Genomic DNA, 13,224 nt, shown 5'->3' on the forward strand with positions numbered 1-13,224 from the left:
CAAGAAGCTAGGGTAGATAGGTAAAGCTGTCATTGCAACATGACTTATCTACCATCATTCCTTCAGCCATCAAATCACCAACTCTGGTTTCAGGCGATCGGTCGATTACTCTACCAAACAGGTTATGGATTAATTCAGTTTTACATCCCGCTGATATTTGTTAAGCAAGTGGGCTTATCTGCAACCGCAGTAGGAATCGGGATTGGTAGCGGTTCGCTTGCAGGTGTTTTAGGACATTTCTTGGGAGGCTACTTAGCAGATTCAGAATATGGTCGCAAAAAGACACTTTTAGTTTCTGCGATCCTATCAATCCTTGCTGCGCTTGTTTTAGTATTCACGCATAATTTGCCGCTGCTGATTGTTGCGAACTTGATTATGGGTTTGAGTGCGGGGTGTTATTGGACCGCGGCTGATGCAGCAGTGATTGATGTTACAACGTCAGAACAGCGTCATTACGCCTTTGCAATTTTAGTTTTAGCAGATAGTCTTGGTAGCGGATTAGGTGTTTTCAGCGGCGGATTACTGCTTAGTCTTATTCATCGCATTGAAGCACTTTTTGTGTTAAGTGGATCACTGTTTCTGGGTTTTTTAGTTTTAATCCAAGTTGCGATCGTTGAAACACGGCACGATAGTCCAGCGCATACCAACACGCTGCAAGGATTTGCTGTTGCTTTCAAAGACCAAGCCTTGAGATTATTTGTTGTTGTTAACGTCTTATTTACGACTTATGTTGCTTTGGTAAGTAGTACCTTACCTTTATACTTCACGAACACAAGTTCGCATTTATCAAGTACAACTGAATTTACACAAGCTTCACTCGCTAGTATTGCTAATCTATTTACGTGGTGTTACATCGGTTTGGGTGCAGTATTACAGTTGCCAATTGTCCAAATTCTCGGCTCGTTGTCAAAAGTTAAAGTTTTGATGATTTCTATGCTGCTATGGGGAACTGGGTTTTTCTTTGTTTGGGCGACTGGAATTGATTCATCAATACAATTTGCTGTAATGATTGCTGCATTGAGTATCTTGTCGATTGCTTCTGTCGTTTATAAGCCCTTTGCTCCTGCAATTGTCGCCGAGTTAGCACCTCCATCGCTACGCGGAGTTTACCTTGCGATTAGCTACCAATGTTGGTCTATTGGTTATTTTGTTGGTCCTATTCTCGGTGGTTGGGCAATGGATCAGCCGCAAAATGTAGCGCATTATTCCTGGTTAGTGATTTCCTTCAGTACGATGTATGGAATGTTCATTTTGTATTTTCTTGGTCGGCGTAAAAATTCTGCGATCGCACCTGCGGGAGTACTAAGCGAATAAACTCGTAGCTAGCAAAACAAAACCTATCTGCGTGGGCTGACTGTTTTTAGTGTGCGTAGGCAGGCGCACTTTGTTTGTGTAGCCCCGACTTCAGTCGTAGGGCTATTCGGGAAATTTGCGATCACGTACTTCGGTTGCGAAACTTTGAACAGCTTGCACGATTGCTTCGCTTAAGTTTGTATATGACTTTGCAAACGGCGGTTGTCTTTCAGAAAGCCCCAGAACATCAACCGTTACTAACACTTGTCCATCACATTTTGACCCTGCACCAATTCCAATTGTGGGAATTGTTAATTTTTGGCTAATTTGTGCGGCCAAATCGTGGGGAATATGTTCTAAGACAATACTAAAGGCTCCCGCTTGTTCGAGGGCGATCGCTTCTTGTAAAATTCTTTCTCCGGCTTCGGGTGTCTTACCTTGTTGCCGTAAACCAAGTTGGCGTATCGACTGTGGTGTTAACCCCACATGACCCATCACCGGAATTCCGGCTTGTACCAAGTAAGCAACCGTTGCTGTCATTGCCGGATATCCGCCTTCTAACTTTACCGCATGAGCACCTGTCTCTTTTAAAACTCGTCCAGCGTTCCGTAATGCTTGCTGCGGGCTTTCTTGATACGTCAAAAACGGGAGATCAACTACTATAAGCGCTTGCTTGACACCACGGCGCACAGCTTTAGCATGGTGCAACATTTCTTCAATCGTTAGTGGCAGTGTTGTTTCGTATCCGAGGATAACTGATAACGAATCGCCTACTAAAATAATGTCTATTCCTACACTATCTAATAGGTGTGCGATCGCATAATCCCATGCTGTCAGCGCTACAATCGCTCTTCCCTGTTTTTTCCATTCAATTAATTGTTGGATAGTTACTGCCATATCCGTTTTTTCCTGCTTAACGCCACTAAAATCAACGAATAGCGTAGCGTTAGCAACAACCTAACACAATGTCTAGTTTTGTTAAGGTTTCTTTCTTTTTATTTACTGCTCGACTCGACTACAACAGCGCTTTATCCTACTGTACAGATTTATTAATGTCAGTTTTTCTTAAATTTAATGTTTTTTCAAGATTACCCGAACTGTAGTTTTTACTACAGTTTTTAAATTATATCACAAAAATTAATAATTCGTAAGATTTATAAAGTTTAATTATCAAACAATACAGCAGATTTAAATCTTAACTTATCGAATCCTTGGTATAGTTTTTCTAAGAAGCTTGCCGCTTGGCAAGTGGAAGTGAGTGACTTCTTGGGAAGAAAATATGTCTTACGCTCAAACAAAGACTCAGACAAAGACTGGGTATCAGGCAGGGGTTAAAGATTATCGCTTAACGTACTACACCCCAGATTACACACCTAAAGATACGGATGTTTTAGCGGCATTCCGCGTCACTCCTCAGCCTGGAGTTCCTCCAGAGGAAGCAGGAGCCGCTGTAGCTGCTGAGTCCTCCACAGGTACATGGACAACAGTATGGACGGACTTGTTAACCGACCTTGATCGCTACAAAGGTCGTTGCTACGATATTGAACCCGTTCCAGGTGAAGACAACCAGTATATCTGTTACGTTGCTTACCCGTTAGATCTGTTTGAGGAAGGCTCCGTCACCAATATGTTGACCTCGATTGTAGGTAACGTATTTGGTTTCAAAGCACTACGTGCATTACGTTTGGAAGATTTGCGGATTCCTGTCGCTTACTTAAAGACCTTCCAAGGACCTCCACACGGTATTCAAGTAGAACGCGACAAACTGAACAAGTACGGTCGTCCTTTGCTTGGTTGCACAATCAAACCGAAGCTGGGTCTATCGGCTAAAAACTACGGTCGTGCAGTTTATGAGTGCTTGCGCGGTGGTCTAGACTTCACCAAAGACGACGAAAACATCAACTCGCAGCCATTCATGCGCTGGCGCGATCGCTTCTTGTTCGTAGCAGAAGCAATTCATAAAGCCCAAGCGGAAACAGGTGAAATTAAAGGACACTACCTCAACGTCACCGCCCCCACTTGCGAAGAAATGATGAAGCGGGCTGAGTTCGCAAAAGAACTTGAAATGCCAATCATCATGCACGACTATCTAACAGGTGGTTTCACTGCAAATACAACACTGGCGCGTTGGTGTCGTGATAATGGTGTTCTGCTGCACATTCACCGCGCAATGCACGCGGTAATTGACCGTCAAAAGAATCACGGTATGCACTTCCGCGTACTAGCAAAATGCTTGCGGATGTCTGGTGGCGACCACTTACACTCAGGAACAGTCGTTGGTAAGCTTGAGGGCGAACGCGGCATTACAATGGGCTTCGTTGACCTGATGCGCGAGAATTACGTTGAGCAAGACCGTGATCGCGGAATTTTCTTCACTCAAGACTGGGCTTCGATGCCTGGTGTTATGCCTGTAGCATCTGGTGGTATCCACATTTGGCATATGCCAGCGCTTGTAGAAATCTTCGGCGACGATTCCTGCTTACAATTCGGTGGGGGAACCTTAGGACATCCTTGGGGTAACGCACCTGGTGCAACGGCTAACCGTGTTGCATTAGAAGCTTGTATTCAAGCGCGTAACGAAGGTCGTAGTTTGGCACGTGAAGGTAATGACGTTATCCGCGAAGCTGCGAAGTGGAGTCCTGAACTTGCAGTTGCTTGCGAACTGTGGAAGGAAATCAAGTTCGAGTTCGAGGCAATGGATACACTCTAATAATTTGAGATGGCGGATTTTGAATTTTAGATTAATCTAAAATCTAAATTCCAAATCTAAATTCTTAAATTCCTCCGGCTGGGGTCAAGCATGGATTTAAAACGAATTGCGAAAGACACAGCGAAGACGCTCTCTAGCTACCTGACTTATCAGGCGATGAGAACGGTACTAGCTCAGATCAGCGAAACTAATCCGCCACTGGCACTTTGGTTGCATCGCTTTTCTGCGAAAGAAGTTATTCAAGACGGAGAAGCATACATCCACAAGTTGTTTCAAGAGAAGCCTGATTTAGCTTTGCGGATTATGGTTGTCAGAGAACACATTGCGCAAGAAGTTGTAGACTTTCTACCCGAAATAGTTCTTAGTGACATTCAACAAGCAAACATGGAGCATCGCCGTCAGCATTTAGAGCGAATTACGCAGCTAGAATCTAACCCCAGCCACGAGCAACAAGCAACTACTGAGTCTAATTTGGATAATCCATCCAGTTAGCAAGACAAAGCAATTAGCTAAGGGCTATTCACTTCCTCTGACACACATCGACAAAAGTAAATTCTGAAGATATGCAAACCTTACCCAAAGAGCGTCGCTACGAAACTCTGTCTTATCTCCCACCTTTAAGCGATGCTCAAATTACAAAACAGATCCAATACATTCTGAACCAAGGCTACATCCCAGCAGTTGAGTTCAACGAATCTTCGGAACCGGAACAACACTACTGGACATTATGGAAATTGCCTTTGTTTGGTGCTAGAAGTACCCAAGAAGTACTCAGCGAAGTTCAAGCTTGTCGTTCAGAGTATGGCAATTGCTATATACGTGTAGTTGGTTTTGACAACGTTAAGCAATGCCAAATCCTCAGTTTTATCGTACATAAGCCAAATCAAAATAGCTACGGCGGCAGATACTAAATTATCTTCGTTTGAGCGCAGGGGAAAGCTGTAATTAAGTTATCTTTCCCTTGAAATAAGAGGTAGAAAACCTGCCTCTTTTTTTTACTGAATTAAAGTTTATTGCCCTTTAGAAATTGAGTATTTAGTAAAAGGTTTGAATTTACCGAAAATACTTTAAAGTGAAAAGGTATTAACTGAATATGAATAAATTCGCTACTATATAAACAAAACTCACTGCCCTGGTCTTACTGCTAAAAGTAGCATAAAAGTAAAAGTCTTGTTTTAGTGTACGAAGGTACACTTTGCTTAGGTAGCCCCGGCTTCAGTCGGGATGTATCTGTAATTCATCCAAGATATCTGTATAAAAAATTATTTACAATGATTAGTCATTGCTATCACTAATTTATAAAAAAATCATAATAATTTATTTCAATTATTACCAAGAAATTAAGCGAGCTAAAAACTTGGTACAAGTGTGCTTGCAACTGCCAGAAAAAATTAAGATTGTCTTAAATCCTAAATTGCGTACTATTGTAAATTCATGAGTTACTATATCTCCCCCCGCTTTCTCGATAAACTTGCTGTTCATATCACGAAAAACTTTCTCGACCTTCCAGGAATCCGCGTACCGCTGATTTTAGGTATTCATGGTCGCAAAGGTGAAGGAAAGACCTTTCAATGCGAGTTAGTTTTTGAACGCATGGGAATTGAAGTTATTCACATTTCTGGTGGAGAACTCGAAAGCCCAGACGCAGGCGATCCAGCACGACTCATTCGTTTGCGCTATCGGGAAGCTGCGGAATTAATCAAAGTGCGCGGTAAAATGGTCGCGTTAATGATCAACGACCTTGATGCTGGTGCAGGAAGATTCGACGAAGGAACGCAGTATACCGTAAATACGCAGTTGGTCAATGCTACGTTGATGAATATTGCTGATAATCCTACCGATGTTCAACTTCCAGGAAGTTACGACTCAACACCGTTACACCGCGTCCCGATTATCGTCACAGGTAACGATTTTTCCACGTTGTACGCCCCGCTGATTCGCGAAGGGCGAATGGAAAAGTTTTATTGGGAACCGGATCGCGACGATAAAATCGGTATCGTTGGTGGAATTTTTGCAGAAGATGGACTATCGGCGCAAGAAGTGACTCAACTTGTTGATGCATTTCCCGATCAAGCGATTGACTTTTTCAGCGCCTTGCGATCGCGCGTATACGACGAACAAATTCGCCGCTTTATCCATGAAACTGGTATCGAGCGCGTATCATTACGTGTCGTAAATAGTACTGAAGAACCACCCGTCTTTCAAAAACCAGATTTCAGGTTATCGCATTTACTTGAATCAGGAAATTTCATGGTTCAAGAACAGCAACGTGTTGAAAGTTCGCGATTAGTTCGTGAGTACAACCAAGCTTTGTACTACGCCAACCGCAACCCGATTAGTGCTAATCGCGGACACGCGATCGCACCAGCAGCAAATCCAACACCTACTCCCACACAGCAATCTACTCCAGAATCCAATTCTGAACATCATACAGTTGAAACAAAGAAACCCGTTGGCTTTCAATCAACACGCTACGAACCTAGCTCATTAACTCCTCCACGCTACAATGGATTTAATACTTCAACAAACCGCCATAACGAGGTTCTCACGCGTAGAGTGGGCTTAGAAACATTAGAGCAAGTCAAAAATCTGATTGCTCAAGGGTATCATATTGGTATTGAATATGTAGATAAACGACGTTTCAGTACTGGTTCTTGGCAAAGTTGTAGCCCAGCAATTCATGGCGAATCAGAAGCGGTCATCGCCTTGGAAACGTGCTTGGATGAGCATACGGGTGACTATGTACGAATTTTTGGTGTAGATCCCAAAAATAAGCGGCGAATTATGGAGACAATTGTCCAAAGACCAGATAACAATTAAGCTGTGCAGCTAGTTGTTGAAAGTAAAGGGAAAATTAGCGTCGATTGTCCACTGTTTACCGTTATGAAGTAGTAACGTTAAATCAGTTGTCGTAAACTCAAAATACAACTTTTGGTGTTGAAATTGTATCCACGCTGCTTTAAAGCTCTGCCGTGTTAAATCGCGAAATGCAACGGTCATGTGCGGAGCAAAAGGACGTGTTTTAGAAACAGGATCGACAATTCCTATCGATTCGCATTGTGCCATTAAATCAGCTTGTATAGCTAATAATTCTGAAGATTTGCGGACATTAACGTAAATCACGCGCGGCGAGAAAGCACCAAATCCATCAAGAACAATTGGTAGTGGCGATCGCTGCTGGGCAAAATTGCCAAGCAGCATTTCTAGTTGGTTAACACGCTCGACACTCCAAAGAAACGGTGGCTGTAACGTAATATGCGGCGGCGATCGCAACGCACCCCGACTACTATAGCGCTCAGCAAAATGCTGCTGAATTTCTCGAACGCGAGTTTGAATTTCCAACGGCGGCAATAAAGCAATAAAATAGCGATTGGTTATTTGAGCCAAGGATCTGATAACCTACGAAAACTTTCTCTGTATGTTATTGCTGAGGATTAACATAAATGCCTTGGTTTGTCAAGATTGAAGAAGGCATCGTGGAAAAGCCAAAGTTTGACCTGCACGTACCTGCGCATAAAGCTTACGTCAAAGAATTGATTGCCAACGGACATCAAGCCCGCAGCGGCTATTGGACTCAACACGGTGGTGGGATGATGGTGTTTCAAGCCGCATCACTTGAAGAAGCCAAAGCGATCATTGCCAAAGATCCATTAATTCAAAACGGTTGTGTAAGCTACAAGCTTTACGAGTGGCAAGTCGTCGTTGAATAATAAAGTTAATGGATGAAAAAAAGCTGGTCATCGGTAACTGGTAATTGGTAGAAAGATTAACCAACTTTCAATTACCTATTACCCAACCAAGAAAAGTACAACTTAGCAATTGCGCTTCTAAAGTGTTATCCTAGATTCAGACCTGGACCCATGCAATCACAACGCCCAAATCTTGTCAGGACCGGAAGGTAGCAGCAATACGGGATGCTTGTGATAGGCGTGGAATCCGGGTCGCCTTAGTTTAGGGAGCAAATAATTACTATGCCTGGATTTGGAGATGTAGTACAAAGAGCTTTTTATCTCGGCGTTGGGCTAGCTTCTTATGCAGGCGAGAAAGCAGGCGGGAAATTATCAGAATTGCGATCGCAAGCCCAGAAGCTAGCAGAAGAAATGGTCGCTCGTGGTGAAATGACGACAGAAGAAGCTAAGCACTTCGTCGAAGACTTGATGCAGCAAGCACAACAATCGTCTGTGAATGAGCCAAGCGCTAGCAATCAAAACAGAGAACCACGTCGCATCGAAATTTTGACTGATGACGAAACAACGACGGTACAGCAAGACGATCAAGACGTGGAGAAGCTGCGCCAGCAAGTATTGGGACTACAAGAAGAATTACAAAGACTTAAGCGACAACAATAACATTATTCTCAGTTAAAATTCTTCATTTGTTGCATTAAGTTGCGATTGACGGAGACTTTTGTCTGTCACTACTGTTTTTAGACTATAGATCGAATAGGGCAAGCTAAATCAATTAAATTGAGTAGCCTATCCTGTTCCTTCACGAGTTAATGAGGACATAGCCGTTTATGGAAAAGTGGCAAAAAGATTTTTTTGAAATCCTAGAAACAGTCGCAGACGAAGTAGAACGATTCTTCCAAGGAGTTTCAGAAGTTGTTGATTCAGTATTTGAGATTTCTGAAGAAATAACTGAGCAAGTCCAATATACAATTGCTACGGAAATTGACCAGTATTTGAACGACCTAGCCGATCCGCTACTTGAAGTTTACTGGGATTTAGAAGAATTTGTCGGAGACGCTGAACATTCTTTTCCGTATGAAGTTGAACCAAGTCTAGAAAAGAATGCTGCGTGTATCGGTTGTCGTTACTACCACGGTCAAGTGTACAGCGGAAACTTGTTAGTTTGTGCAATGCATCCTTATGGTTGGGATGACAACAATTGTCCAGATTGGGAGCAATACTAGAAATTGGCAAGAATTGTGGTTTATGAGTAACGAATCAAGTTTAGTGCAAAGTGGAACTGAAGCAAGCTTAGCTGCTGATAATGAAACTGTTGAGCAACAGAAGTATGGTGAACGTCATATTAATGAAGGAAAACTGATTACCTTTCCTAACCCGCGTATTGGACGCTGGTACAACATCTACATTACTTTGCCAGAATTTACGTGTAAGTGTCCTTTTTCGGGTTATCCTGACTTTGCCACGATTTATATTAATTACGTTCCTAACGAGCGCGTCGTCGAGCTTAAGGCAATCAAACTTTATATTAACAGTTACCGCGATCGCTACATCTCGCATGAAGAATCAATCAACCAAATTTTAGATGATTTCGTTGCGGCGTGCGACCCTTTAGAAGTTCAAATCAAGGGCGATTTCAATCCTCGCGGTAATGTCCACACCGTTATCGAAGTGACTCACAAACGCGAGCAAACGCCAACACAAAGCAACACCCTAACTCGTAAAGAGTCAGACCTGAAGTAGGGGAATTTTTGATAACCTTAAGCCTCTTGACTGGCGATCGCATTCACCGCATCTGGAACAACAGTTGGCTTTCCTAATTGCTCTAACATACCTAAAAACTCTCGCTCAAAAGCCACATGAGCGCGGTTTGTCTTCCCACCAACATAAAGCTTACCGTCTTTTTGTAACGCCCAAATTTGCGAATGCGAAATATAACTCATGAGTACGCCCAGCATGAGTAGAGCAAAACCCGAATAAACAAAGGGAATTCCTGGATCGGCTTTAATTTGCAACCCTGTACTACCGACAACTTCCTCAATCTTTAACGTTACACCATTGACCTCAACTCCCATCCCAGGGCGCACAGTATTAATTAACTGCCCAGTTGTGTCATACAGAAGTAGCATTCCTTGTAAGTCTCTAGCAACAAGCGAGACTCCAGCACTCAAATCGGGTTTAGTAGGAATCCAAGTCGCCCAAAGGCGTCCTTGACCATTCGTATTCAACCGTGCCATTGGTAGTTGTAAGATTGGACTTTTATTCAGCCGAATGCGAATCGCCGCAATTCCCCAATCAGTTTGATAAAACGTTACACCGCGATAGCGTAGCGGTTCATTGACAAAGATCTTTTTATGCTTAACTTCTTGCCCTTGATCGTCAATGACAGACAAATCTGAATAAAACTGATCGATACCGCCCGTAGGTGTGTAGTCAATCCAAAATCGATTGACCCGTACCGACCAATCTTGAGGAATTTGTGGTGCTGCCCAGGGTCCTGCATCAACTATATTTTGGACTTTGAAACTATCCCCACTCGCAACCATTTCTTGCGCCATAAAGCCTGTCATCGCACCCCAAATTGCGCCTACAAGAATCAATATCATGCTGGCATGAACGACGATAGGTCCAACACGTCCCACAAGACCTCGGCTAGCGTAAAGCGCATCTCCTTCGCGAAAAACTTGATAGCGTTTTTCTATTAAAGGCACTAAGTTATCGACTGTAGCGTGGCTGAACTCTGCACTCAACGCAAACTTACGAAACTGGTGCGGCTGTTTATAAAATTTCCAAGTTCGCGAAAACCATTTCAGCGCAGGTAATTGACGTCTAAATGTACAAGCCGTTAAGCTTGAACCGAACAAAATCAGCAGTGCTAAAAACCACCAAGTACGGTAGACATGATCTAGCCCTAAGCTTAGCAGGACTTTCCAGCTAAGAAAGCCAAATAACGCAGGCTCTTCGGGATAGTTTGCTTGGTAGAATGCGACTGATTGTCCTTGCTCGATAACAGTACCAGAGATACTAAAAACTGCGATCGCCAACAGCAAAATAATTGCCAAGCGCAAGTCTGTTAATACTGGTAAAAACTCACGCCGAAAAAAGCGCCGCAGCGATAACCACAAATTTAACTTGGCAGAATCTAATGACATTGACTTAAATTTAAATATTTAAATACTTCCTAAGGGAATGCGCGACAATAGTGAGAAGACACCAAAACCAACAAGTAACGCTCCACTCACTGGTGTAATCCAACCTGACCAGCGGCGCAATTCTAACAATTTTTTGATTGTAGCCGTAAAAGTTCCTGCCAAGATTAAAGGCACGACATAGCCAACGGTATAAGCAAGAAGTAACGTTGCACCAAGAATTAAATCTTGCGTTGTCGCAACCCAAGCAAGTAATGTTGCTAGAACAGGTGTGCTACAAGGCGATGCAACAACACCAAACGTCAAACCAATGAGGTAAGAACGAATTCCTTGGGGTAAATCTTGCGAAATCCATTCTAACCCACCAACCGATGGTAACTGTAAGGGTAACGCCTCAAGTAGATTCAGCCCCATTAAAATCGCCACGATACTAACGATAAGGGGTAGCCCGATGCCTACTTGTCCGTAAACTTGTCCTAAGAATGCGGCGGTGATGCCTAAAGTTGCTAAGGTTGTTGCTAAACCTAATGCAAACCAAGTAGACATCCGCATTGCGTGCCAGCGGTTTTCGGCTTCATAGCCACCAATATAACCCACTGTAATCGGTAGCATGGAAAGCATACACGGTGTCAAGCTAGTTAACAAACCAGCCGTAAAAATTACACCAACACTCAACCAGCCAAGATGTGTCAGTTGGTCAGAGACGAGCGTATTCGCAAATTGTTCAAGTTCATACAACCGAGTTTGCCAAAGTTCGAGCATGGAGCAGATGTATTGAAAGGCTGATTCTGCTTCAATTTTAACTTAGTAATGCCTGACCGAGCTTCAGCGCCCTTTACGGTTGGTACTTCCTGGTAAGATGACAACGTTGGCATCCGCGTTTTCTCTAGCAACACGGATCAGTAATCCGGCGATCGCCAAGCTTGCAATCACTGAATTACTTCCATAGCTAATAAAGGGAAGTGGTAAACCTGTTGTGGGTAAAACTCCAGTCGCAACCCCAATGTTTAGCATTGACTGTCCTACCAAAAAAATCATTGCCCCAACTGCAACTAATCTGTGGACTGGATGCCAGGCCTTGAGTGCTACGATTAACGCCAGTGTCGCATACATAAGTAATAACACCAGCATTAATACACCACCAACAAACCCAAATTCTTCGGCAAAAACGGCAAAAATAAAGTCAGTATCTTGAATTGGCAAATAATGTAATTTTTGTTGCGATAGTCCAAACCCCGCTCCCCACGTTCCGCCTGAACCTACAGCAAGCAAACTTTGAATTAACTGATAACCAGTGTCTGCTGGATCGCTCCAAGGATTCTGGAAAGACGTAATTCGCTTAAGTTGGTATGGATTATAACTAACACTGATAACTGCTGCTAAGATACCTAGTAAAGCTGTTCCTGCCAAGTGAAGATAAGGTAAACCTGCGGCTAGTGCTATTAACCATAACGCCATGCCACAGAGCGCGGTTGTACTTAAATTAGGTTGAAGAAGAATTCCTGCTAAAATCAGCGCAAACACTGCTAACCAAAACAAACGCGCTTGCCAGCGAACTCTCTCCCATTGCCCGAAAAGACGAGCGCTTTGTAAAATTAAGAACGGCTTAATTAACTCAGACGGTTGAATCAGAATTCCCCCAATTGACAGCCAGCGCTTAACATTTAAAATTTCTTCTCCTCTAAACAGTGTTAAAAAAATTAATCCTAAAAGAAGTAATACACTCCAATGCGCAATGCCAAGTACAAGGCGTAACGGTGTATGAACAAGAACGTTAAATGCTACTAAACCAATAGCCATTCCTACCAGTTGGCGCTTGACGAAATAAAGCCCATCATTTTGTTCTACAGCAGCAACGGGATAGGATGCAGAAAATAAAATAATTAGTCCGATGCACAACCACAGCAATGTTAGCCAGCGCAACAGGCGGGCTTCGTTAGCCCATCCAACCACAGATTTGTCAAAGAAAGGAATTAGTTGACGGATCTGCACGGCAGTTAATTTGAGATTATGACATTAGGAGTATAGCTGCTATTTCAATAATGCGATCGCCCTGTTTTTAAGAATTATCAAGCGAACTCAAATCAAATAACGAGAGACCTTAAAGACCTCTCGCCTAAATCGAAAATATTAGAACAATTACAGCAATCCTGTATTGACTCCTGGCTTTCCTGTTGCTAGTTCCACCTTTACAATCTTGCCACCCATTTTCATAATTCTTTGCTGTTCCCGAAACCAGTTGTCATAAGGAACGAGCTTGGTGAAATATGTATTTTGCAATTCCCGCTGTGTTCTAATTCGAGTTTGACTAGGAACACATGCAGTGACTTTAAACATCCGCATTGACTGAGTTTCTCCTTGACTATTGAATTTGAAAATTTCTGAT

The 13,224-nt window shown here is 43.0% G+C and carries 15 protein-coding genes and 1 other RNA gene; 10 read left to right on the forward strand and 6 right to left on the reverse strand.

Annotation, left to right across the window (positions count from 1 at the left end):
* Positions 1–39: 39 nt before the first annotated feature.
* Positions 40–1,314 carry an MFS transporter gene (locus NIES1031_RS08535; protein WP_073549023.1) on the forward strand — a complete coding sequence of 425 codons (1,275 nt, stop codon included), beginning with the start codon at positions 40–42 and terminating at the stop codon, positions 1,312–1,314.
* A 102-nt stretch (positions 1,315–1,416) separates the two neighbouring features.
* Here the strand turns inward: NIES1031_RS08535 and panB are convergent, their stop codons facing one another.
* On the reverse strand, positions 1,417–2,190 hold the full coding sequence (gene panB / locus NIES1031_RS08540; RefSeq protein WP_073549024.1) for a 3-methyl-2-oxobutanoate hydroxymethyltransferase: 774 nt from the start codon (positions 2,188–2,190) through the stop codon (positions 1,417–1,419).
* A gap of 382 nt (positions 2,191–2,572) precedes the next feature.
* Between panB and NIES1031_RS08545 the strand changes: the two genes are divergently transcribed.
* The 4 genes from NIES1031_RS08545 to NIES1031_RS08560 all read left to right on the forward strand — a co-directional run bounded on the left by NIES1031_RS08545 (position 2,573) and on the right by NIES1031_RS08560 (position 6,823).
* Positions 2,573–4,003, forward strand: a complete 1,431-nt coding sequence (locus NIES1031_RS08545) for a form I ribulose bisphosphate carboxylase large subunit (protein WP_015187492.1) — start codon at positions 2,573–2,575, stop codon at positions 4,001–4,003.
* 90 nt (positions 4,004–4,093) lie between these two features.
* A complete protein-coding gene (rcbX, locus tag NIES1031_RS08550; RefSeq protein ID WP_015187493.1) occupies positions 4,094–4,495 on the forward strand; it encodes a RuBisCO chaperone RbcX in 402 nt (133 codons plus the stop codon).
* A gap of 71 nt (positions 4,496–4,566) precedes the next feature.
* Positions 4,567–4,914, forward strand: coding sequence for a ribulose bisphosphate carboxylase small subunit (locus NIES1031_RS08555; protein ID WP_015187494.1), 348 nt, complete (start codon positions 4,567–4,569; stop codon positions 4,912–4,914).
* A gap of 523 nt (positions 4,915–5,437) precedes the next feature.
* Positions 5,438–6,823, forward strand: a complete 1,386-nt coding sequence (locus NIES1031_RS08560) for a RuBisCO small subunit-like domain-containing protein (RefSeq protein WP_073549025.1) — start codon at positions 5,438–5,440, stop codon at positions 6,821–6,823.
* Positions 6,824–6,832: 9 nt separating this feature from the next.
* On the opposite strand, the gene NIES1031_RS08565 is transcribed toward NIES1031_RS08560, so the two are convergent.
* On the reverse strand, positions 6,833–7,390 hold the full coding sequence (locus NIES1031_RS08565; protein WP_073549026.1) for a 2'-5' RNA ligase family protein: 558 nt from the start codon (positions 7,388–7,390) through the stop codon (positions 6,833–6,835).
* Between the two features lie 56 nt (positions 7,391–7,446).
* Between NIES1031_RS08565 and NIES1031_RS08570 the strand changes: the two genes are divergently transcribed.
* From NIES1031_RS08570 to queF, 5 genes are all read left to right on the forward strand, one after another.
* Positions 7,447–7,713, forward strand: coding sequence for a YciI family protein (locus NIES1031_RS08570; protein WP_073549027.1), 267 nt, complete (start codon positions 7,447–7,449; stop codon positions 7,711–7,713).
* A 139-nt stretch (positions 7,714–7,852) separates the two neighbouring features.
* An RNA gene (gene ffs / locus NIES1031_RS08575) (signal recognition particle sRNA small type) lies at positions 7,853–7,949 on the forward strand.
* Between the two features lie 25 nt (positions 7,950–7,974).
* On the forward strand, positions 7,975–8,352 hold the full coding sequence (locus NIES1031_RS08580) for a phasin family protein (RefSeq protein ID WP_015187498.1): 378 nt from the start codon (positions 7,975–7,977) through the stop codon (positions 8,350–8,352).
* Positions 8,353–8,519: 167 nt separating this feature from the next.
* Positions 8,520–8,915: a hypothetical protein gene (locus NIES1031_RS08585; RefSeq protein ID WP_073549028.1), complete on the forward strand. Its 396-nt coding sequence runs from the start codon at positions 8,520–8,522 to the stop codon at positions 8,913–8,915.
* 22 nt (positions 8,916–8,937) lie between these two features.
* Positions 8,938–9,432: a preQ(1) synthase gene (gene queF / locus NIES1031_RS08590; protein ID WP_084544294.1), complete on the forward strand. Its 495-nt coding sequence runs from the start codon at positions 8,938–8,940 to the stop codon at positions 9,430–9,432.
* 17 nt (positions 9,433–9,449) lie between these two features.
* On the opposite strand, the gene NIES1031_RS08595 is transcribed toward queF, so the two are convergent.
* The 4 genes from NIES1031_RS08595 to NIES1031_RS08610 all read right to left on the reverse strand — a co-directional run bounded on the left by NIES1031_RS08595 (position 9,450) and on the right by NIES1031_RS08610 (position 13,181).
* On the reverse strand, positions 9,450–10,841 hold the full coding sequence (locus tag NIES1031_RS08595; RefSeq protein WP_073549029.1) for a cytochrome c biogenesis protein: 1,392 nt from the start codon (positions 10,839–10,841) through the stop codon (positions 9,450–9,452).
* Positions 10,842–10,859: 18 nt separating this feature from the next.
* A complete protein-coding gene (locus NIES1031_RS08600) occupies positions 10,860–11,600 on the reverse strand; it encodes a cytochrome c biogenesis protein CcdA (RefSeq protein WP_073549030.1) in 741 nt (246 codons plus the stop codon).
* A 63-nt stretch (positions 11,601–11,663) separates the two neighbouring features.
* Positions 11,664–12,830 carry an FtsW/RodA/SpoVE family cell cycle protein gene (locus NIES1031_RS08605; RefSeq protein ID WP_073549031.1) on the reverse strand — a complete coding sequence of 389 codons (1,167 nt, stop codon included), beginning with the start codon at positions 12,828–12,830 and terminating at the stop codon, positions 11,664–11,666.
* Between the two features lie 147 nt (positions 12,831–12,977).
* Positions 12,978–13,181, reverse strand: coding sequence for a phycobilisome linker polypeptide (locus NIES1031_RS08610; RefSeq protein ID WP_015187504.1), 204 nt, complete (start codon positions 13,179–13,181; stop codon positions 12,978–12,980).
* Between the last annotated feature and the right edge of the window lie 43 nt (positions 13,182–13,224).

The sequence above is a fragment of the Chroogloeocystis siderophila 5.2 s.c.1 genome, assembly GCF_001904655.1.
Lineage (GTDB): Bacteria > Cyanobacteriota > Cyanobacteriia > Cyanobacteriales > Chroococcidiopsidaceae > Chroogloeocystis > Chroogloeocystis siderophila.

Excerpts from the sequence above, each read along its gene's own strand:
- NIES1031_RS08545 (WP_015187492.1), top strand. The coding sequence starts at position 2,573 with ATGTCTTACGCTCAAACAAAGACTCAGACAAAGACTGGGTATCAGGCA.
- NIES1031_RS08560 (WP_073549025.1), top strand. The coding sequence starts at position 5,438 with ATGAGTTACTATATCTCCCCCCGCTTTCTCGATAAACTTGCTGTTCAT.
- queF (WP_084544294.1), top strand. The coding sequence starts at position 8,938 with ATGAGTAACGAATCAAGTTTAGTGCAAAGTGGAACTGAAGCAAGCTTA.
- NIES1031_RS08585 (WP_073549028.1), top strand. The coding sequence starts at position 8,520 with ATGGAAAAGTGGCAAAAAGATTTTTTTGAAATCCTAGAAACAGTCGCA.
- NIES1031_RS08535 (WP_073549023.1), top strand. The coding sequence starts at position 40 with ATGACTTATCTACCATCATTCCTTCAGCCATCAAATCACCAACTCTGG.
- panB (WP_073549024.1), bottom strand. The coding sequence starts at position 2,190 with ATGGCAGTAACTATCCAACAATTAATTGAATGGAAAAAACAGGGAAGA.
- rcbX (WP_015187493.1), top strand. The coding sequence starts at position 4,094 with ATGGATTTAAAACGAATTGCGAAAGACACAGCGAAGACGCTCTCTAGC.
- NIES1031_RS08555 (WP_015187494.1), top strand. The coding sequence starts at position 4,567 with ATGCAAACCTTACCCAAAGAGCGTCGCTACGAAACTCTGTCTTATCTC.
- NIES1031_RS08600 (WP_073549030.1), bottom strand. The coding sequence starts at position 11,600 with ATGCTCGAACTTTGGCAAACTCGGTTGTATGAACTTGAACAATTTGCG.
- NIES1031_RS08570 (WP_073549027.1), top strand. The coding sequence starts at position 7,447 with ATGCCTTGGTTTGTCAAGATTGAAGAAGGCATCGTGGAAAAGCCAAAG.
- NIES1031_RS08595 (WP_073549029.1), bottom strand. The coding sequence starts at position 10,841 with ATGTCATTAGATTCTGCCAAGTTAAATTTGTGGTTATCGCTGCGGCGC.
- NIES1031_RS08610 (WP_015187504.1), bottom strand. The coding sequence starts at position 13,181 with ATGCGGATGTTTAAAGTCACTGCATGTGTTCCTAGTCAAACTCGAATT.
- NIES1031_RS08580 (WP_015187498.1), top strand. The coding sequence starts at position 7,975 with ATGCCTGGATTTGGAGATGTAGTACAAAGAGCTTTTTATCTCGGCGTT.